Origin of the sequence: Agromyces excoecariae, assembly GCF_051715505.1 — a bacterium.
Lineage (GTDB): Bacteria > Actinomycetota > Actinomycetes > Actinomycetales > Microbacteriaceae > Agromyces.
Genome location: NZ_JBPSLA010000014.1, coordinates 136,757 through 156,868, shown reverse-complemented (window position 1 = coordinate 156,868; position 20,112 = coordinate 136,757). Strand labels below are relative to the sequence as shown.

Below are 20,112 nucleotides of genomic sequence, written 5' to 3'. Positions count from 1 at the left end.
CGTCGCGTCGCGTCGCAGCGCTGATCGTCGCAATCGGCCGGAGCGTCGCGGCCGTCGCGCGATCACGGTCGGAGCTGAGGAGTCGGACCCGGGGCGTGCTCAACCCGCATCCGAGTCCGATCGGTGAGCACCGCCAGCGCATCCGTCCACTCCTGCGTCCGCGGATGCCCGTGTGCACGACCGAGTTCGCAGAGCGCGGAGAGGATGTATCCCTCCAACCAGACGTACGGATCGGCGAGGCGCCTGCAGCGGGCGTGCGCGTCCATCATGATGGCGAGCGCGCGATCGGGCTCGCCCTCGGCCTCGGCGACGAGGGCGAGCGCACGGGCGGACATCCCCTCCCAGCAGGGATCCCGGAGCTGGCACGCGCGAGCGAACGCCTGCTCCAAGACCGTCGACGCGCCCGCGACGTCGCCCTGGACGAGCTTCACCTCGCCGAGGACGGCCTGCGGCCAGGGAAGGAATGCGAGCCAGTGGTCCTCCTGCGCGACGGTCATCGACCGGGTGAGCCACGCTTCCGCCTCCGTCAGACGACCCGTCAGCAGTGCCACGCGCCCGAGCATGGAGAGACCGTACGCCTGCGTACGGGGTTCGCCCGCAGCCTCCGAGCGCGCCACCGCCGACTCGAGCAGTACGCGCGCACGGCCGAAGTCGCCCCGGTCGCTCGCCACCGCTCCGAGGTAGGTGGTGGCCCTCGCGTGCACCGCCGGCGCGCCGTGCGCGTATGAGAGCGCATCGTTCAGCCAACGCTCGGCGCGGTCGTAGCGGGCGCGGAGGAAGTCGACGAACCCCAGCTCGGCCTGGATCTCGGCTACCGCCGTCCACGACTGCGAGGCTCGCGCGATCTCGTGGGCTTCGTACAGGCGAGCCAGACCCTGCTGGTCGAGGCCGCCGAGCCCGTGGATGAACGCCTTCGCCAGGGCGAGGCGGGCGACGACCTGTCGTCGCGGTTCGCCGGCCCGGTCCGCCAGTTCTGCGGCGGCACCGAGCGACACGATGCCCCCCTCGGTCGAGCCGGCGGCCACGGCGGCCGAACCCGCCTCGATGAGCGCATCGATCGCGGCTTCGTCTGCCGCCGAGGCAGGCAGCTGGACGCGTTCTCGATACGCCGCATCGAGCGCAGGTCCCGGCGGGACGCCGAGTTCTCCTCGGAGCATCTCCACGCAGGCGGCGTACTGACGCTCCGCCGCCTCGTCGTCCCCGGCGAGCCGGTACAGCCGGATGAGCAGCGCCTGATGGTTCTCGTCGAACGGGCTCATGTTCGCTGCGCGCACCGCGTAGCCGAGTGCCGCATTCAGGTCGCCGCTCGACATCGATCCGAGCGCGGCCTCGTGCACGACGGCCTCGGAGACCGCCGCGACGTGACGTTGCTTCGAGACGAGCCAGGTCTCATAGGCACCGGCGTAGCGGAGGCTGAGGCCGGCGAGGAGCTCCTCGCCCAGACCGGGAAGGCGAACCGCCTCGGCCCACGTGCCGCGAAGGAGCACGTGGACGTCGACCACGGCGGCGGCGGGCAGGGTCAACGCCACGGGGTCCCCGTCGACGGAGGCGTCCCCACCGAGTCCTCGTCGGATCTCGGCGAGGCACCAGCGCAGCGCACGAGCCGGGTCGTCGGCTTCACCGAACAGCATCCCGGTGAGCTGGACGCGACTCGGCGCCCGCTCGCTCAGGAGCAGGCACGCCAGCACGGCCCAGCTCTTGCGGCTGCGGAACTCGTACGCCTCCCCGGCGCTCCGGATGATCCGGGGGTGTCCGAGGAGCTGTACGGTCAGGCTCGGACGATCGATGTCCGCCGCCATGACCCCATACTCCCGCACATCCCTGAGGAATGGTCAGGAATGCTCGTGCACCGCGTAGATCTCGTCGGCGACGAGGCCGTGGGCCTCGCGGTGCACCGTGTGGGCGGTATCCGCATCTGGCGCCTCCACCAGGCAGAAGATCTTCCCCGCCTGCTGATCCACCCAGTAGCGCAGGTAGTTGACTCCGTGCGCGCCCTGGGTGGCCAGGTCGGCCTGGTGCGCGCTGGCGACATCCGCTTCCGAAACGCCTCCATCGATGGTGTGTACGTCCATGAACAGCGACATGATGTGCTCGTTCCTCGTCACGACCGACGCGACTCGCCGGATCTCGTGCTGACAGCACAGCACCTCGGCGTTTGACGCCGGGTTTGACGCGGATGCCGCGACCTCGCGCTCGACGATTCACCCGGGCGAGGCCGTGCGTGGCCCGCTGATCGCCGACCGCGCGGCGGACCGGCTCCGAGAACTCGTCGCCGTCGGTACGAGTAGGGCGGACGGGACTTGAACCCGTGACCGATGGATTATGAGTCCACTGCTCTAACCGGCTGAGCTACCGCCCCGCGAGCGACCTCATTCCGGCACGATGACCGGGATCGACTCGGTGACCGGATCGGTCACGCGCTCACCACGATACAGAATCTCGAACGCGTCGATGATTCACGTGATGTCGTGCGCGTCGTCATCCTGTCCGAGCGGGGTCGTCGCTGCCCGAATGCGAGCGGATCAGAACGGGCCGACGCGATCACGGATGGGGCGGCTGGGAGAATACGGGAGAGCACAGGAGGCTTCCGATGCAGACTCGTCAGTTCCCTCCCACCCCGGACGACCGCTCCCCCGCCGGCGCGGAGATCCGGTACCTGATCGACGGCGCGGCCGGCGGGATGATCCACTCGACGGTCCCACCCGGACAAGTGAACCGAGGGACGGTCCATGCCACGGTGAGCGAATTCTGGTACATCCTCTCCGGTTCCGGGCGGCTCTGGCGACGGGACGCCACCGGCGAACTGACGACTGAGCTCGAGCAGGGGGTATCGATCGACATCCCGGTCGGCACCGCGTTCCAGTACCGCTGCGACAGCGACGAACCACTCCGGTTCCTCTGCGTGACGATGCCGCCGTGGCCGGGAGACGCGGAGGCCACGGTGATCGAGGGACCGTGGCGACCGACGGTTCCGTCGCCCTGACGGCCGCTGGCGACCCGGCAAACGGGCCACGACCAGACGGTCGTGCTCCTCAGCCCGCGAGCGACCTCATTCCGGCACGATCACCGGGATCGACTCGGTCACCGGATCGGTCACGCGCTGACCACGATACAGACTCTCGAAGGTGTCGAGCGTGCGGGTGATGTCGTGCGCCTTGATGAGCTTGAGCGACTGCGCCTTGAGGGCGTTGTAGTCGTCTGGCGTGGCTTCGAGCACCGTGCGCAGCTTGTCGGCGAGGTCCTGCGGGTCGCCGGGCTCGAACAGGTAGCCGTTCTCGCCGTGGTGCACGAGGTGCGGCAGGGCCATCGCGTTCGCGGCGACGACGGGCAGCGCGGAGGCCATCGCCTCCATCGTGACGATGCTCTGCAGCTCGGCGATCGACGGCATCGCGAGCACCGACGCCCGGTGGTACGCCTCGCGAAGTTCCTCGTCGGTGACGTAGCCGGTGAAGGTGACGCGGTCGGCGATGCCGAGCTCGACGGCGAGATGCTCGAGGTTGCGCTTCTGGTCGCCCCCGCCGACGATGTCGACCTTCACGTCGAGTTCGGCCGGCAGAAGGGTCACGGCTCGGAGCAGCACGTCGATCTGCTTCTCGCCGGTCACGCGGCCGACGAACACGATGCGGTTCTCGGTGCGCGGTTCCCAGTTCGGCGAGTACTTGTGCGCGTCGATGCCGCACGAGATGGCGTGCACGCCGCGCAGGCCCGTGTACTTCTCGAGGAAGTCGGCGGCCCGACGAGTCGGCGTCGTGACGGACTCGGCCCGCCCGAACGTGCGTCGAGCGGCCTTCCAGGCGAGCCCGACGGCCCAGTCCTGCCACGCCTTGGGGATCAGCGTGAACTCGAGCATGTTCTCGGGCATGAAGTGGTTGGTGCCGACGATGCGGATGCCGCGCTTCGCGGCCTCGATCGAGAGGCCGCGACCGACCACGATGTGCGACTGGAAGTGCACGACGTCGGGCTTCACCTCGTCGAGAATCCGCGCGCTGTTCTGCTTGATCCGCCACGGCAGCGCGAAGCGCAGCCAGTCGTGCGGGTACCAGCGCCAGCTCAGCAGGCGGTGCGCGGTGAGCTCCTGGCCCTCGTGGACCTCCTTCCACGTGCCGTGCTTGCGGCTCGCGGCGGGAGCGACGATGTGCACGTCGTGGCCGCGCTCGACGAGTCCGGCGGCGAGGCGCTCGGCGAAGCGCGCGGCTCCGTTGACGTCGGGCGCGAAGGTGTCGGCGCCGATCAGGATCCGGAGCGGGCGCTCCGGGCCGGGATCGGCGGACACGCTCGATGAGTCGGACACGTGGTGCTGTACCTCGCTGTTCGTGGAACGGGGTGGTGGGCCGATGCGGGGCCCGCAGGACGATGCCGACGGGCCTCGTGGGCTGGGTTCATCCGACCCTAGTGTACGAGAGCCTGCGGCGCAGCGCCGATCTCACGCGCCGAACGGCGCTCGCATGAGCATCAGCGGGCGCATCGGCGGCCGGACGGCGGGCGCGTCAGAGCCGCGTCTGCGGATGGTTTTTCGCCAGGAGGAAGACGCCCCAGATCGCGATCGCGCCCGTGAGGACGAACACCGCGATCGCCCACGGCGGTGCCTGCGATGCCTCGTCGAGCACGACGATGCCGATGAGCACCGCGACCATCGGGTCGACGACGGTGAGCCCGGCGATCACGAGGTCGGGCGGGCCGCTCGCGTACGCGTTCTGCACGAAGTACGCGCCGAGACCGGTCGCCGCGAGCAGCGCGATCACGCAGAGGACCGTCAGCCAGTCGAATTCGCCCTGGTCGACGCGCGAGAGCACGACCTTGGCGAGCGTCGCGACGAAGCCGTAGAGCACGCCCGCCATCAGCACGTAGAAGACCGCGCGGATGCGGCGACGGAACAGGGCGAAGGTGATCGCCGCCGCGGTGAGCACCACGAGCAGGACGATGAGGATCGTGATGAGCTGGCGCACCTGCACGGGCTTGTCGACCGCCGTGAACGCCGCCACGCCGACGAAGACGAACACGCCGCCGACGCACATCACGATGGCGATGATCGACTTGCGGTTCAGCTTCACCTTGTTGATGCGCGAGTTCAGGATCGACGTGATGACCAGCGCCAGCGCGCCGAGCGGCTGCACCACGATGAGCGGCGCGAAGTAGAGGCTCGAGAGCTGGAACACGATCGCGAGCCCGAGCATGAGCGTGCCGAGCACCCACGAGGGTCGCGCGAGCAGCAGCGCGAGCTGCTTGCCGTTCAGCCCCTTGCCGAGGGTGTCGGCGGTGTTCGCCTCGACCTTGACCACGCCGCGGTGCTGGAACTGGGCTCCGAGTGACAGGAAGACCGCCCCGACGAGCGCGAGCGGGATTCCGATGAACTGCGTCGGATCGAGCGGGATCAGCTCGGTGAGTTCGCTGAGGTCCGGATCCACCCCTCGACCCTACCGGCTGCCCCGCCGATATCCTTGGCGAATGGCCGTGCTCCCGATCCGAATCACGGGCGACCCCGTGCTCCACGCGCCGGCCTCGCCGGTCGAGACCATCGACGACGAGATCCGCACGCTGGTGCGCGACATGTTCGAGACGATGGATGCCGCGCCCGGCGTCGGTCTCGCCGGTCCGCAGGTCGGCGTCCCGCTCCGGTTGTTCACCTTCGGCTGGACGGACGAGGAGGACCGCGAGTGGCGCGGCGTCGCGATCAACCCCGAGCTGTGGATCTCGCCGCCCGTGCCCGGCATGCCCGACGAGGACGACGAGTCCGAGGGGTGCCTGTCGTTCCCGGGCGAGCGATTCGGGCTGAGGCGCGCGGAACGCGCCATCCTGCGCGCCACCGACCTCGAGGGCGAACCGTTCGAGATCGTCGCCGACGGATGGCTCGCCCGCATCTTCCAGCACGAGTACGACCACCTCGACGGCGTGCTCTACATGGACCGGCTCGACGACCACGACCAGCGCATCGTGCAGAAGATCACGCGCAAGCGAGGCTGGGGTCGGCCGGGTTCGAGCTGGATGCCGGGCGTCGACGACCTCGAGGGGTGAGCCACGGCATCCGCTCGCCTCGGTCGCCGCGGCGCCGACCCGCAGTCGCTCAGACGAAGAGGCGGGTGCCCGCCGCCACGAGGGCTGCCACGGCCACGACGACGATGAACGGCGTGCGAACGGCGTAGAGCGCCGCGGCGACCACCAGCGCCGGAACGCGCGCGTCGACGACGAGCGCCTGGCCGATCGCGAGCGTCTGCACGGCGATGAGCGCCCCGAGGAGCGCGACCGTGAGCAGGTCGGCGATGCGCGCCGGCCGCTCGCGCTCGACGAACGAGGCGGGCACCAGGTGCCCGGCGAGCTTCAGCGCGAGCGTCGCCGCGGTCGCCAGCAGGATGACGTGCCAGACGGTCACCGGACGGCCTCCCGCCTGCGGAACAGGTCGAACCAGCCCACGACGAGCGCGACGACGGCCGCCACGAGGACGGGCAGGCCGGGCGTCAGGACGGGCGTCGCCACCGTCGCGACGACCGCCGCGAGCACGGCGGTCGCGCCTGCCTGCACGCGCTTCAGGCGCGGCCAGAGCAGGCCGAGGAACGCCGCGGCCGCCGCGGCGTCGAGGCCGTAGGCGCGTGTGTCGCCGAGTGCATCGCCGATGAGCGCACCGAGGAGCGTGGTGAGGTTCCACCCGACGAAGATCGCGAGGCCGGTCACCCAGAAGCCGACGCGCGCGGCCCGCTCGTTCGCCTGCGCGAGCGACACGGCCGTCGACTCGTCGATCGTCAGCCACGCGGCCGCGATCCGGTGCGCGAGTCCGTGGTCGCCCACGACCGGGCGCATGCGCATTCCGTAGACGACGTTCCGCACGCCGAGCAGTGCGGCGGCCGCGATCGCGGAGCCGCCCGCGGCGACTCCACCGGCACCGAGCACGCCGACGAGCGCGAACTGCGATCCGCCCGTGAACATCACGAGGCTGAGGAAGCACGTCTGCCAGACGTCGAGCCCCGACGCGACCGAGAGTGCGCCGAACGAGATGCCGTACGCGGCGGTCGCGAGTCCCACGGCGATGCCATCGCGTCGGGCACCGCTGATCGCGGCGTCGACGTCGGATCCGGGCACGACTCCAAGTTGACCCGCAGGCGGCGTCTGCGCGCAAATCCGGGCGACCGGAGAACGAGAACGGCCCGGACCTGTCGGTCCGGGCCGGGGAAGCTCCCCCACTTGGACTCGAACCAAGAACCTATCGGTTAACAGCCGATTGCTCTGCCAATTGAGCTATGGAGGATCACGCTGGGCGCAGAGATACTGTAGCAAAGCGAGCGCCGGACTCCCAATCCGAGCCGGGCTCAGCTGCCGTCAGTATCCGGCGTCCAGGTCGATGCGTCCGTCGAACGCCGTACCGCCGACGAAGGCGGCGACGTTGACCCCGATCCGCCGCGCGAACAGGGGCACCGTCATGGCCTCGGTGTCGGCGACGTGCGGTGTGACGAGGGTGTTCGGCGCGTTCCAGAGCGGATGCCCCGTGGGCAGCGGTTCCGGGTCGGTGACGTCGAGCCCGGCCCCGCCGAGCCGTCCCGATTCGAGCGCCGCGACGAGCGCGTCGGTGTCCACCAGTCCCCCGCGTGCGACGTTCACGAGCACGGCCCCGTCCGGGAGGGCAGCGAGCTCGGCCGCTCCCACCAGGCCGCGGGTCTCCTCCGTGAGGGCGGCGACGACGATCACGATCTCGGCGGTGCCGAGCACGTCGGCGAGTCGATCGGTCGTGACGGTCCGGTTCGCGCCGGGTACCGCGGCATCCGATCGTCGCACCACCGTGGTGCGCACGCGGAACGGGGCCAGGAGCCGCAGCAGCTCGACGGCGATGCCGCCGGCCCCGACGATCACGACGTCGGCGCCGTAGAGGCTGCGGCCGCGCTCGTCGGCCTCCCACCCGGTCGCGCGCACGCGCCGGGGGAACTCCCGGAGCACGCCGAGCGCGAGGGCGAGCGCGTGCTCGGCGACGGGCTGCGCGTAGGCGCCCTTCGCGCTCGTCCACACCCGGCCGTCGTCGCGGTGACGCGCGAGGAGGTCGGCGAACGCGTCGACCCCGGCCCACGGAAGCTGGACCCACGAGATCGCGGGGTGCTCGGCGAGGGTCCGCTCGAGGCGCTCCGCCTCCGCCGAGCTCGTCCAGACCAGCCCGCGCGTCGCTGCCGACAGGGGCTCGACGCGTCCGCCGGCGGAGGTGACCGCATCGACGAACGTCCGGTCGGCGTCGGGGACGATCGCGATCGGGCCGACCTCCGGGAGCCCGCCGTGCCGGCGCGTCGCGGCCGTGAGGACGGCGCCGGGCGCACCGGCGACCGGCTCGTGGCGCGCTCGACGGCGGCCCGCCGTGGTCACTGCCGTCCGTCGGAGGACACGTCGTCGGTCACCGCGTGGCCCTCGTCGATCGCGCCGGCGAGCGCCTTCACGTACGGGTGCAGCGGGTCGTCGAGGACCGCCTCCATCGTGCCGTCCGCGACCAGCTCGCCCCGGTCGAGCACCGCGATCCGGTCGGCGATGCGGCGCAGCACCGGCAGGTCGTGCGAGATCACGATCGCGGAGAACGTGTGGCCGGAGCGGAGCTCGGTGAGGAGCCCCGCGACGGCGTCGCGCACCGTGAGGTCGATGCCCGCCGTCGGCTGGTCCGCGATGAGCAGCTTCGGGCCGAGCACGAGCGCACGGGCGAGTGCGACGCGCTGGCGCTGCCCGCCGCTCAACTCGTAGGGGAACTTCTCCAGCATGCCGAGCTGCAGGCGCACCGAGTCGAGCATCGTCGCGACGCGCGTCGCGAGCGCGGCCCGGTTGTACCGGTGGTCGCGTTCGAGGATCGGTTCGCCGATGATCTCTGCGACCGTCCGGTCGGCGGGCAGGCGCGCGGCGGCGTCCTGCGCCAGGTAGCCGACGTGGAACCGCAGCGCGTTCAGCTTGCGCTTCGAGACGCCGCGGAGCGGCGTACCGAGGACCATCGCCTCGCCGCCCGTGATGACCGGTCGGACCTCACCGCTCGCGAGGGTCGGTTCGAACGCGGCACCCGAGAGCACTCGCGCGAGCGTCGAGGCGCCGCTGCCGGCCGAGCCGATCACGCCGACGACCTCGCCGGGCGCGACCCGCAGGTTCACGCCGTGCAGGGCGACGTGCGCGGCGCTGGGCCCGCGCCCGGGGTACTCGACCGAGAGGTCGCTGACCACCACCGGGTAGCCGTGCGCCGCGTCGCGGCTCATCGCGCGGCCTCCCCGCGGAGCCGGAGGAGCTCCTCGCGTCGCTCGGCCTGTGCCACGGGGTCGGGCACCGGTAGGGACGCGAGCAGTCGCTGGGTGTACGGGTCCGACGGCGCGCCGAGCACCTCGGCGCCGGTCCCCTCCTCCACGAGCCGGCCGTGGTAGAGCACGGCGATGCGGTCGGCGAGGAGATCGACGACCGCGAGGTCGTGGCTGATGAACAGCGACGCGAACCCGAACTCGCGCTGCAGCTCGGCGAAGAGCTCGAGCACTCGCGCCTGCACCGACACGTCGAGCGCCGACGTGGGCTCGTCGGCGATCAGCAGCTCGGGCTCGAGTGCGATCGCACGGGCGAGGCTCGCGCGCTGCCGCTGGCCGCCCGAGAGCTCGTGCGGGTACCGGTCGCCGTACGCAGCGGGAAGCTGGACCGCCTCGAGCAGCTCGTTCACCCGGGCCCGCGCATCGCGCGCATCGACCGCGCGATCGTGGATCACGAGGGGTTCGGCGACGCACTCGGCGATCGTGAGCAGCGGGTTGAAGCTCGACGCCGGGTCCTGGAAGACGAAGCCGATGCGGCTGCGCGTCGGCCGGAACTGACGCTCGCGGATACCGAGCATCTCGTGCCCGAGCACCTTCAGTGAACCGCCCGTGACCTTGGTGAGGCCCGCGATCGCACGACCGATCGTCGTCTTGCCCGACCCGGACTCGCCGACGAGGCCGAGCACCTCGCCCGGCCGGATCACGAGGTCGACGCCGTCCACCGCGCGGAAGCCCGCACGGCCGAACCGGCCCGGGTACTCGATCTCGAGCCCGCGCGCCTCGACGACCGGCGTCTGGTCGGCCCAGTCGGCGGGGCGGGCGGCGGCCCGCTCCGCCGCGCGGGCGACGCCGTGACCCACGTACGGCACGGCCGCGAGGAGCGCCTTCGTGTAGTCGGCCTTCGGGTCGGCGAAGAGCTCGCGCGCCGGCGCCTCCTCGACGACCTTGCCCTGGTACATCACGGCGACGCGATCGGCGAGGTCGGCGACGACGCCCATGTTGTGCGTGATGAGCACGATCGCGGTGCCGAACTCGTCGCGCACGCGGCGCAGCAGGTCGAGGATCTCGGCCTGCACGGTCACGTCGAGCGCGGTCGTCGGCTCGTCGGCCACGATGAGGCCCGGCTCGAGCACGAGCGCCATGGCGATGACGATGCGCTGCTTCTGCCCGCCGGAGAACTGGTGCGGGTAGTGATCGATGCGGTGCTCGGGGTCGGGGATGCCGACCTTGCCCAGGATGTCGATCGCGCGCTTGCGGGCGTCGGCCTTCGACACCTTCCCGTGCGCGCGCAGGCCCTCCATGATCTGCCAGCCGACCGTGTAGACCGGGTTCAGGGCCGTGGACGGCTCTTGGAAGACCATCGCGACGTCGGTACCGCGGACGCGGCGGAGCTGTGCGCCGGTCAGCGAGACCACGTCGTGCTCGCCCGTGCCCGCACGGTTGGCGAGCACCACGGCGCCGCTCGTCGTCGCGGTCTCGGGCAGGAGCCCGAGGATCGTCTTCGCGGTCACGGTCTTGCCCGAACCGGACTCGCCGACGATGGCGAGCACCTCGCCGCGCTCGACCGACAGGCTTACGTCGTCGACGGCCTTGACCGCCCCGGCATCCGTCGAGAACGAGACGCCGAGGTTCCTGATGTCGACCACCGTGCTCATCGCTTGACCTCGATCCCGTGCTCGTCGAACGTCTCCCCGTCCTCGAGGCCTGCGATCCCTCCGGGACCGGCGTCGAGGGTGCCGCCCGGCACGACCGAGGTCTCGGCGACCTCGCCGGCCGCCTGGGCGACCCGGCGCCGCCCGCGCAGGCGCGGGTCGGCGAGGTCGTTGAGGCTCTCGCCCACCAGCGTGATCGCGAGGACCGTGAACACGATCGCGAGGCCGGGGAAGAGCGCCGTCCACCAGATGCCGCTCGTGACATCCGACTGCGCCTTGTTCAGGTCGTAGCCCCATTCGGCGGCCGCCGTCGGTTCGATGCCGAAGCCGAGGAAGCCGAGCGCGGCGAGCGTCAGGATCGCCTCGGATGAGTTCAGCGTGATGATCAGCGGAAGGGTGCGCGTCGCGTTGCGGAACACGTGCCGGAAGACGATGCGGCGGTTGGGCGCACCGAGCACCTTCGCCGACTCGACGTACGCCTCCGCCTTGATCCGCACGGTCTCGGCGCGGATCACGCGGAAGTACTGCGGGATGAAGACGACGGTGATCGAACCCGCCGCGGCGAGCACGCCGCCCCAGAGGTTCGACTGCCCGCCCGAGATCACGATCGAGAGCACGATGGCGAGCAGGAGCGACGGGAAGGCGTAGATCGCGTCGAAGATGACGACGAGGATCCGGTCGAGCCATCCGCCGAAGTAGCCGGCGTAGAGACCGAGCGCGACGCCGATGAAGATCGCGAGGAGCACCGCGACGATGATCACGAGGATCGCGGTCTGGGTGCCCCAGATGACCCGCGAGAGGACGTCGTAGCCCCCGACGGTGGTGCCGAACGGGTGTGCCGGCGACGGCGGCTGCTGCGTGCCGAACCCGCCGGATGCGTCGGCGCGCTGGGCGAACCCGTACGGCGCGAGCAGCGGCGCGAAGATGGCGCACAGCACGAAGACGAGAAGCATCAGCAGGCCGGCGACGAGCATGCCGCGCTGGAGCCCGACGCTCTGGCGAACCTGGTGGACGACGGGGATGCGATCGCGCCAGCGGTGTCCGGGGCGCGAAGAGACGGCGACGGCCATGTCAGTACCTCACTCGCGGGTCGATGAACGCCGCGATCACGTCGACGACGAAGTTCGTGAGCGCGACGATCACGGCGAGCAGCACGACGATGCCCTGCACTGCGGCGAAGTCCCGCGACTCGAGGAACTCGGCGAGGATGAAGCCGAGCCCCTTCCACTCGAACGTCGTCTCCGTCAGGACCGCGCCCGCGAGCAGGAGCGCGATCTGGAGGCCCATCACGGTGATGATCGGGATGAGCGCAGGACGGTACGCGTGCTTGCGCAGCAGGCGCGACTCGGCGACGCCGCGCGAGCGGGCGGCGTCGACGTAGTCCGTCGCGAGGGTGCCGATGACGTTGGTCCGCACCAGGCGGAGGAAGATGCCCGCGGTGAGCAGTCCCAGCGCGATCGCAGGGAGCACCGCATGCGCGAGCACGTCGCCGAGGACCGCGGGGTTGCCGGTGCGGATCGCGTCGATCGTGTAGAAGCCGGTCGGGTCGGGCAGGGTCTGCATCTGGAGTTCCGCGCTGACGCTGGCACGGCCCGCGACGGGCAGCCACTTGAGCCAGACCGCGAAGACGAGCTTCAGCAGGAGGCCGGCGAAGAAGATCGGCACGGCGTACCAGATGATCCCGAGCACGCGCGCGATCGCGTCCTGCGCCTTGTCGCGGTGGTAGGCCGCGTACAGCCCGAGCGGCACGCCCACGGCGAAGGCGACGATGAGCGAGTAGAACACCAGCTCGAAGGTCGCCGGACCGTACGTGGTCAGCACCTCGATCACCGGTCGGTTCGTGGTCAGCGTCCGGCCGAAGTCACCGGTCGCGAGCTGGGCGAGGTACTCGAGGTACTGCACGATCAGCGGCCGGTCGTAGCCAGCGGCGGCTCGCAGCTCTGCGAGTGCCTCCGGGCCCAGCCGTCCGCCCTGGGCGGCAGTGATCGGGTCGCCCGTCGTGCGAGCCAGGAAGAAGACGACGGTGACGAGGATGAAGATGGTGGGGAAGATCAGCAGGAAGCGGATGAGCAGGTATCGCCCGAACCCGCCCCCCTGCGTTTTCGGCTTCGGTCGGCCGCTGGCCGGACCCTCCGCCGTCGAGATCGTGTCTACGGTGCTCATGGATTCCTCGGGGTACAGGGGAACGGGGGCGACCCGCGGTAGCAGATCGCCCCCGTCGTCGTGCTGCGACGACTCTAGTCGGGACTCAGCCCTTCGAGAGCGCCGCGTAGCGGAACTTGAACGACGCGTCGAGGGTGTCTTCGGCACCTTCGACGTCGGCGCCCACGACCGCGATCTGCGCACCCTGCATGTACGGGATGGTCGACAGGTCGGCGGCCACCTTGTCCTGGATCTCACCGATGAGCGCGGCGCGCGCGTCGGGGTCGCCGGTCACCGACTGCTCGAGGATGAGGTCGTTGACCTCGGCGTTCTCGTAGTGGTTGGCGAGGAAGTTCTCCGTGAGGAAGAACGGCGACAGGTAGTTGTCGGCGTCGGAGTAGTCCGGGAACCAGCCGAGCTGGTAGGCCGGGTACAGGTCGGCGACACGGTCGTCGGAGTACTGGACCCACTCGGTGGACTGCAGGTTCACGGTGAACAGGCCGCTCGCCTCGAGGTTGTCCTTGATGATCGCGTACTCGTCGGACGACGACGGGCCGTAGCGCTCGGCGACGTACTGGATCGAGATGTCGACCGGCGTCTCGATGCCCGCGTCCTCCAGGCGCTGCGCGGCCTTGTCGGCGTCGGGCTGGCCCGAGCCGTCGCCGTACTGGTCCTTCAGCGCCTCGTTCGCGCCTGTGAGCCCCTCGGGGACGTACGAGTAGAGCGGCGTGAAGGTGCCCTTGTACACGTCCTCCGAGATCGCGTCGCGGTCGATGAGGTCGGCGATCGCCTGGCGCACTGCGAGGGCCTTCGCCGGGTCGGCCTCGGCCGTGGTCGCACCGAACGGCATCGTGTTGAAGTTGAACACGAGGTAGCGGATCTCACCGCCGGGACCGTCGACGACCTTGACGTTGTCGTTGCCGCGGAGGTCCTCGATGTCGGTCGCGCTGAGCGTGCGGTGCGCGACGTCGATGTTGCCCTCCTGGACGTCGAGCTTCAGGTTGGACGCATCGGTGTAGTACTTGACGTTGACCGTGTCGGTCTTCGCCTCGCCCAGGATGCCGTCGTAGTCGGGGTTGGCCTTGTACGCCACGAGGTTGTTGAAGTCGTAGCTCGTGATCGTGTACTGGCCGGCGAACGGCTCGCCCGCGACGATGTCGTCGTCCGACGTCAGCGCGTCGGCGGCGAACACCTCCTCGTCCACGATCGGGCCCACCGGGCTCGAGAGGATCAGCGGGAAGATCTGGTCGTTCGGCGACTTCAGCGTGAAGACGACGGTGAGGTCGTCGGGCGTCTCGACGCTCTCGAGGTTGTAGAGCAGCGACGACGGGCCGTTCGGGTCGGCGATCGCGAGCTGGCGGTCGAAGGTGAACTTCACGTCGGACGAGGTGAGCTCGTTGCCGTTGGCGAAGGTCAGGCCCTCCTTGAGCTTCACCGTGTACTCGTTCTCGGAGGTGAACTCCGCCGACTCCGCGATGTCGGGCTCGACGTCGGGGCTGCCGTAGGGCGTGTTCATCAGGAACGGGTAGACCTGGTTCATGACGGCGAAGGAGCCGTTGTCGTACGAGCCGGCCGGGTCGAGCGCGGTGATCTGCTCGGTCGTGCCGATGGTGAGCGTGCCGCCACCGGACGAGCCCTCGTCGCCGCCGCCGGCGGAGCAGCCCGCGAGGGCGAGGGCTGCTGCGGAGAAGCCCGCGGCGAGTGCGAGGCCGCGCCGGCGGTTCGTGGATGCGGATGCCATATCCGTCTACCTCTTCCTGTCGGTGAGCGCGCGCGGGTTCGCCGCGTCGCGATCGTGTATCTCTCAGAGCTAGCACATGAGGCTGGTCGTGACGCCCGGAGCGAGGGCCCCGGAGGCCCGAATGTGATCGATCTGCAACTTTGGCGTCGCACCCCACAGCACAGGATGAGCAGTCCTCGGATCCGGTGCGGGTCGATCCGCCCTCGGACCCGCGTTCAGTCGCCGCGAAGCGCGCGACGCTCGCGCTCCAGGTCGACCAGTGCGCGCTGGATCATCGTGTACGTCGTCGTGTCGGCCGGATCGGTGCGCTGCAGCCGTCCGAGCAGCTCCTGCTTCTGGCGCAGCAGCTCGCGGTCGACGAGCGCACCGACGACGCCGCGGACGTAGGCCGTGAGCTCGGCGCCGTCGCGTTGCGGCACGGGCAGCACGGCGAGCTGCTGCACGATCGAGCCGAACGGCGGCGGCACCTCGGCGACGACGCGATCGACGGTCACGGGACGGGTCGCCACCGCGGAGGACGTCGCGGTCTCCCCCGACGAGTTCGACTCGACGGATGCGGCGGCGAGCACCGACGCGATCCCGTCGCGCACCACCGCGAGCGTGCCGTTGCCGAACCGGCAGTCGACGCCGTGGCGCAGCAGGTCGTCGCCGACGAGCTCGGGATACTGCAGCATCACCTGCAGCGCGTCGCGTTCGAGGCGGGTCGCCGGGTCGTTCGGCAGCATCGTGATCGAGAAGGGCCGGTCGGATGCCGCGGGCGGGGCGCCGTCGGATGGTGCCGCTCCACCTGCCGGGACGTACCCGTCCGGTCGCGCGTCGTCGGGGATCCGGCGCGGCCGGGTACCCGGGTCCGTATTCCCCTGCCGCCTCGGTTCGTCGGGGCGGCGATCGCCGTTGCTCCGCTCGCCACGGCGCGCTCGCCCGTCGTCACGATCCCGTCCGCGCTCGCGCTCCCCGTCGCGCGCTCGCGCGCCCGCCGCGCGGACCGCCCGACCGACCTCCTCGAGCTCCATCCCGAGCATGCGGGCGAGCTCCCGCGTGTACCCGGGCCGGAGCGCGGGATCGCGGATGTCGGCGACGATCGGCGCCGCAGCACGGAGCGCCGCCACCCGCCCTTCGACGGTCTCGAGGTCGAACCGGGCGAGCGTCGTGCGGATCACGAACTCGAACATCGGCGTCTTCGTCTCGATGAGCGAGCGCACGGCGCCGTCGCCGCGCGCGAGTCGCAGGTCGCACGGGTCGAGCCCGTCGGGCGCGACGGCGACGAACGTCTGGGCCGCGAACCGCCGCTCCTCGGCGAAGGCGCGCATCGCGGCCTTCTGGCCGGCGGCGTCGCCGTCGAAGGTGAACACGACCTCGCCGACGCCCGAGTCGTCGCCGAGGACGCGCCGCAGCACCTTGATGTGGTCGACGCCGAACGAGGTGCCGCACGTGGCGATCGCGGTCGTCACGCCGGCGAGGTGGCACGCCATCACGTCGGTGTAGCCCTCGACGACGACGACCCGGTGCGTCTTCGAGATCTCGCGCTTGGCGAGGTCGAGCCCGTAGAGCACCTGCGCCTTGTGGTACACGGCGGTCTCGGGGGTGTTGAGGTACTTCGGGCCAGGGTCGTCCTCGAGCAGCTTGCGGGCGCCGAACCCGACCGTCTGGCCGGTCACGTCGCGGATCGGCCAGATGAGCCGGCCGCGGAACCGGTCGTAGACGCCGCGGTCGGCCTGCGAGACGAGGCCCGACGCGGCGAGTTCCTCGGTCGTGAAGCCCTTGCCCCGCAGGTGCTTGGTGAGCGTCTCCCAGCTCTTCGGTGCGAAGCCGACGCCGAAGTGGCGCGCGGCCTCGGCGTCGAAGCCGCGCTCGCCGAGGAACCTCCGCCCGACCTCGGCCTCGGGCGTGCCGAGCTGCTCGAGGAAGAACTCCTCTGCGGCGCGGTTCGCCGCGAGGAGGCGCGCCCGGTTGCCCGCACCCTCGGCCGGGCCGCCGCCGTCTTCGTAGTGGAGCTCGTAGCCGATTCGCCCGGCCAGGCGCTCGACGGCCTCCGTGAACGTCACGTGGTCCATGCGCTGGAGGAACGTGTAGACGTCGCCCGATTCACCGCAGCCGAAGCAGTGGTAGAAGCCGAGCTGGGGTCGCACGTGGAAGCTCGGACTGCGCTCGTCGTGGAACGGGCAGAGCCCCTTCATGGAGCCGACACCCGCCGACTTCAGCGAGACGTGCTCGCCGACGATGTCGGCGATGTTCGTGCGGGCCTTGACCTCCTCGACATCGTTCTGTCGAATGCGGCCCGCCATGTCGTCAATCCTATTCCGCGGATGCCGCCGGGCGGCCCCGCACGCGCGTCATCTCTGCACGAGGCGTTCGTACCACGACAGCGCGGACTGGTCGGTGAGGCTCGCGACCTGGTCGACGACGACGCGGCGGCGCGCCGTGTCATCCGTCGCCGCCCGCCAGTCTTCGGCGAAGCCCGCGTCCAGGTGCGCATCGCCCGTCTCCCAGAGCGCGTCGGCGAGCGCCGTGAGCACCTGCCGCTGCTGCGAGTAGATCGGCTGTCGCGTGTTCTTCGACATCACGAACGCCGCGACGATGCCCTTCAGCACGGCGATCTCGGCCTGGATCGACCGCGGCACCACGACGTCGGCGTCGAACCGGATGAGGCTCGCGACCGGGTGGTGCGCACGGGTCGCCTCGGTCGCGGCGTGCGCGAAGCGGCCGATGAGCTGGCTCGTGAGGTTCTTCAGCGCCGCCTGGTCGCGCCGGCTCCCCGTCCATTCGGAGATCCACGCGTCGAGCGAGTCGAGCCGGTCGAACGCGGCGATGAGCTCGTCGTGGCCGAACGCGCCGCCGATCCACTCGACCATCGCGTCGACGAGCTCGTCGTGGTCGACCCGGCGGCCGAGGGCGGCCACGTCGATGTAGCCGCCGACGATCGCGTCCTCGAAGTCGTGCACCGAGTACGCGATGTCATCGGAGAGGTCCATGACCTGCGCTTCGACGCAGAGTCGACGCTCGGGGGCGCCGCGGCGCATCCACTCGAACACGTCGACGTCGTCGGCGTAGAACCCGAACTTGGTGCGGCCGCTGGGGTCGCCGACGCCCGAGCGCTCCGGCCAGGGGTACTTGCAGCTCGCGTCGAGGCTCGCGCGGGTGAGGTTGAGCCCGAGCGAGCGCCCATCTGGCGAGAAGACCTTCGGCTCGAGGCGCGTGAGGATCCGCAGGGTCTGCGCGTTGCCCTCGAAGCCGCCGAAGTCGGCCGCCCAGGCGTTCATGGCCTTCTCGCCGTTGTGGCCGAACGGCGGGTGGCCGAGGTCGTGCGCGAGGCAGGCCGTGTCGACGACGTCGGGGTCGAGCCCGATGCTCGCGGCGAGCTCGCGGCCGACCTGCGCGACCTCGAGCGAGTGCGTGAGCCGGTTGCGGGCGAAGTCGAGCCCGGAGGTCGGGCTCAGCACCTGGGTCTTCGCCGCGAGGCGGCGCAGTGCGCTCGAGTGCAGGAGGCGCGCGCGGTCGCGTGCGAAGTCGCTGCGACGGCGGTTCTCGTGCTGCTCGGGCAGGAAGCGCTCGGCGTCGGCGTCGTCGTAGCCGCCGAACAGTCGGTCGCGCACGCTCAGCCGCCGCTCGTGTCGAGCTCGGCGCCGACGAGCGTCGCCCGGTCGTGGCCAGCCAGGTCCTGGGAGTCGAGCCAGCCGTCGGGCAACGAAGGGTTCTTCGGCGTGCCGGCGCGGCCGCGCGGACCCTCGGCTCCCTCGCCGGGGTACGGCATCGACCAGTCGAGCGTGCCGAGCAGGTCGTCGAGGTGGGCGAGGGTGTCGACCGTCGCGAGCTTCGCACGCAGGTCGCCGCCGACCGGGTAGCCCTTGAAGTACCAGGCGACGTGCTTGCGGATGTCGCGGCATCCGCGGCCCTCGTCGTCGAAGAACTCCGTGAGCAGCTCCGCGTGCCGGCGGAAGGTTCGCGCGACGTCGCCGAGCGAGGGCTCGGCCTTCGCCTGCTCGCCGCGGAAGGCTGCGGCGAGGTCGCCGAAGAGCCACGGTCGCCCGAGGCATCCGCGCCCGACCACCACGCCGTCGCAACCGGTCTCGTCGACCATGCGCAGGGCGTCGTCGGCCGACCAGATGTCGCCGTTGCCGAGCACCGGAACGCTCGTGACCGTCTCCTTCAGCTTGGCGATCGCGGGCCAGTCGGCGTGACCCGAGTAGAACTCGCTCGCGGTGCGGGCGTGCAGCGCGATCGAGGCCACGCCCGCGGCCTCGGCGATGCGCCCCGCCTCGAGGTAGGTGAGGTGGTCGGCGTCGATGCCCTTGCGCATCTTCACGGTGAGTGGGATGTCGCCCGCGGCCTTCACCGCACCCTCGACGATGTCGCGGAAGAGACCCGACTTCCAGGGCAGCGCCGCTCCCCCGCCCTTGCGGGTGACCTTCGGCACCGGGCAGCCGAAGTTCAGGTCGATGTGGTCGGCGCGGTCCTCGGCGACGAGCATCGTGACGGCCTCGGCGACGGTCTTCGGGTCGACGCCGTAGAGCTGGATGGAGCGGGGCGTCTCGGACTCGTGGTGCGTGATGAGGCGCATCGATTCGGGCGTGCGCTCGACGAGCGCGCGGCTCGTGATCATCTCGGAGACGTACAGGCCGGCGCCGAACTCGCGGCAGAGCCGCCGGAACGCCGTGTTCGTGATGCCCGCCATGGGCGCGAGCACGACCGGCACCTCGAGGTCGAGGCCGCCGATCGTGAGCGGGCGGGCGGGGGTCGTGGTCGTTGGCATCGCCTTCGATTCTCCCAGACGACCGAGCGGATCCGCCCGGGCTCGCGGCGTCGGCGCATAGGATGCGGGCAGGATGGCACCGGGGAGGACGGGATGGCGCGATTCGACGGCATGGTCGGGGTCGAGCGGGTGCAGGCCGATGCCTCTGCGCGAGGGCTCCCCATCGAGGTGATCGAGCGCCCGGCGGCGCGCAGCCTCGAAGAAGCCGCCGAGCTCCTCGGCATCGAGCCCGCCGACATCGTGAAGTCGCTCGTGGTCAAGCGCAGCGACGACACGTACGTCTTCGCGCTCGTGCCCGGCGGCCGCAAGATCAGTTGGCCGAAGCTCCGCGCACTCCTCGCGGTGAACAAGCTCCAGCTGCCCGACGCGTCGCTCGCGCTCGCCGCGACGGGCTACGAACGCGGCACGATCACGCCGCTCGGCTCGAGCATCGAGTGGCCGGTCGTCGCCGACGAGACCATCGTCGGCCGTCGGGTATCCATGGGCGCCGGCGAGCACGGCCGGAGCCTGTTCGTGGATGCCGACGCGCTCATCGCCGCGCTCGACGCGACCGTCGCCGACATCAGCGACCCCGAGTAGCCCCTCGGCTGCCCC

General features: G+C 70.8%; 18 protein-coding genes and 2 tRNA genes. 3 read left to right on the top strand and 17 right to left on the bottom strand.

The window, feature by feature from the left end; genetic code table 11:
- Positions 1 to 62 precede the first annotated feature (62 nt).
- From ACSJD1_RS14140 to ACSJD1_RS14130, 3 genes are all read right to left on the bottom strand, one after another.
- Positions 63 to 1,799, bottom strand: coding sequence for a BTAD domain-containing putative transcriptional regulator (locus ACSJD1_RS14140; RefSeq protein ID WP_438855924.1), 1,737 nt, complete (start codon positions 1,797 to 1,799; stop codon positions 63 to 65).
- 33 nt (positions 1,800 to 1,832) lie between these two features.
- On the bottom strand, positions 1,833 to 2,084 hold the full coding sequence (locus ACSJD1_RS14135; protein ID WP_438855923.1) for a DUF4242 domain-containing protein: 252 nt from the start codon (positions 2,082 to 2,084) through the stop codon (positions 1,833 to 1,835).
- Between the two features lie 201 nt (positions 2,085 to 2,285).
- Positions 2,286 to 2,359 (bottom strand) — tRNA-Ile (locus ACSJD1_RS14130).
- Between the two features lie 231 nt (positions 2,360 to 2,590).
- On the opposite strand from ACSJD1_RS14130, the gene ACSJD1_RS14125 reads away from it, so the two are divergent.
- Complete coding sequence (locus tag ACSJD1_RS14125; RefSeq protein WP_438855922.1) at positions 2,591 to 2,983, top strand: cupin domain-containing protein; 393 nt, start codon at positions 2,591 to 2,593, stop codon at positions 2,981 to 2,983.
- Positions 2,984 to 3,049: 66 nt separating this feature from the next.
- On the opposite strand, the gene ACSJD1_RS14120 is transcribed toward ACSJD1_RS14125, so the two are convergent.
- Positions 3,050 to 4,291, bottom strand: coding sequence for a glycosyltransferase (locus tag ACSJD1_RS14120; RefSeq protein WP_438855921.1), 1,242 nt, complete (start codon positions 4,289 to 4,291; stop codon positions 3,050 to 3,052).
- A 196-nt stretch (positions 4,292 to 4,487) separates the two neighbouring features.
- Positions 4,488 to 5,405: a DMT family transporter gene (locus tag ACSJD1_RS14115; protein WP_438855920.1), complete on the bottom strand. Its 918-nt coding sequence runs from the start codon at positions 5,403 to 5,405 to the stop codon at positions 4,488 to 4,490.
- 40 nt (positions 5,406 to 5,445) lie between these two features.
- On the opposite strand from ACSJD1_RS14115, the gene def reads away from it, so the two are divergent.
- Positions 5,446 to 6,012, top strand: coding sequence for a peptide deformylase (def, locus tag ACSJD1_RS14110; protein WP_438855919.1), 567 nt, complete (start codon positions 5,446 to 5,448; stop codon positions 6,010 to 6,012).
- A gap of 49 nt (positions 6,013 to 6,061) precedes the next feature.
- Here def and ACSJD1_RS14105 read toward each other — a convergent pair whose 3' ends face one another.
- The 12 genes from ACSJD1_RS14105 to dusB all read right to left on the bottom strand — a co-directional run bounded on the left by ACSJD1_RS14105 (position 6,062) and on the right by dusB (position 19,518).
- On the bottom strand, positions 6,062 to 6,367 hold the full coding sequence (locus ACSJD1_RS14105; protein WP_438855918.1) for an AzlD domain-containing protein: 306 nt from the start codon (positions 6,365 to 6,367) through the stop codon (positions 6,062 to 6,064).
- Positions 6,364 to 7,071 (bottom strand): AzlC family ABC transporter permease, encoded by a 708-nt coding sequence (locus tag ACSJD1_RS14100; RefSeq protein WP_438855917.1) that lies wholly within the window; start codon positions 7,069 to 7,071, stop codon positions 6,364 to 6,366. The genes ACSJD1_RS14105 and ACSJD1_RS14100 overlap by 4 nt, the downstream gene beginning before the upstream one ends.
- A 93-nt stretch (positions 7,072 to 7,164) precedes the next feature.
- Positions 7,165 to 7,237, bottom strand: a tRNA-Asn gene (locus ACSJD1_RS14095).
- Between the two features lie 71 nt (positions 7,238 to 7,308).
- Positions 7,309 to 8,334 carry a D-isomer specific 2-hydroxyacid dehydrogenase family protein gene (locus tag ACSJD1_RS14090; protein WP_438855916.1) on the bottom strand — a complete coding sequence of 342 codons (1,026 nt, stop codon included), beginning with the start codon at positions 8,332 to 8,334 and terminating at the stop codon, positions 7,309 to 7,311.
- Positions 8,331 to 9,197: an ATP-binding cassette domain-containing protein gene (locus ACSJD1_RS14085; protein WP_438855915.1), complete on the bottom strand. Its 867-nt coding sequence runs from the start codon at positions 9,195 to 9,197 to the stop codon at positions 8,331 to 8,333. The genes ACSJD1_RS14090 and ACSJD1_RS14085 overlap by 4 nt, the downstream gene beginning before the upstream one ends.
- Positions 9,194 to 10,888 carry an ABC transporter ATP-binding protein gene (locus ACSJD1_RS14080; protein ID WP_438855914.1) on the bottom strand — a complete coding sequence of 565 codons (1,695 nt, stop codon included), beginning with the start codon at positions 10,886 to 10,888 and terminating at the stop codon, positions 9,194 to 9,196. Before ACSJD1_RS14080 ends, ACSJD1_RS14085 begins: the two co-directional genes overlap by 4 nt.
- Positions 10,885 to 11,955 (bottom strand): ABC transporter permease, encoded by a 1,071-nt coding sequence (locus ACSJD1_RS14075; RefSeq protein ID WP_438855913.1) that lies wholly within the window; start codon positions 11,953 to 11,955, stop codon positions 10,885 to 10,887. The genes ACSJD1_RS14080 and ACSJD1_RS14075 overlap by 4 nt, the downstream gene beginning before the upstream one ends.
- A 1-nt stretch (position 11,956) precedes the next feature.
- A complete protein-coding gene (locus ACSJD1_RS14070) occupies positions 11,957 to 13,048 on the bottom strand; it encodes an ABC transporter permease (RefSeq protein ID WP_438855912.1) in 1,092 nt (363 codons plus the stop codon).
- Between the two features lie 85 nt (positions 13,049 to 13,133).
- On the bottom strand, positions 13,134 to 14,768 hold the full coding sequence (locus tag ACSJD1_RS14065) for an ABC transporter substrate-binding protein (protein WP_438855911.1): 1,635 nt from the start codon (positions 14,766 to 14,768) through the stop codon (positions 13,134 to 13,136).
- A 215-nt stretch (positions 14,769 to 14,983) separates the two neighbouring features.
- Positions 14,984 to 17,053, bottom strand: a complete 2,070-nt coding sequence (gene dnaG / locus ACSJD1_RS14060; protein WP_438855910.1) for a DNA primase — start codon at positions 17,051 to 17,053, stop codon at positions 14,984 to 14,986.
- A gap of 48 nt (positions 17,054 to 17,101) precedes the next feature.
- Complete coding sequence (locus ACSJD1_RS14055; protein WP_438855909.1) at positions 17,102 to 18,361, bottom strand: deoxyguanosinetriphosphate triphosphohydrolase; 1,260 nt, start codon at positions 18,359 to 18,361, stop codon at positions 17,102 to 17,104.
- A gap of 2 nt (positions 18,362 to 18,363) precedes the next feature.
- Entirely contained in the window at positions 18,364 to 19,518 is a 1,155-nt protein-coding gene (gene dusB / locus ACSJD1_RS14050) for a tRNA dihydrouridine synthase DusB (RefSeq protein ID WP_438855908.1), read from the bottom strand.
- A 93-nt stretch (positions 19,519 to 19,611) separates the two neighbouring features.
- Here dusB and ACSJD1_RS14045 point away from each other — a divergent pair, with 93 nt between their 5' ends.
- Positions 19,612 to 20,097: an aminoacyl-tRNA deacylase gene (locus ACSJD1_RS14045; RefSeq protein ID WP_438855907.1), complete on the top strand. Its 486-nt coding sequence runs from the start codon at positions 19,612 to 19,614 to the stop codon at positions 20,095 to 20,097.
- The last annotated feature ends 15 nt before the right edge of the window (positions 20,098 to 20,112 follow it).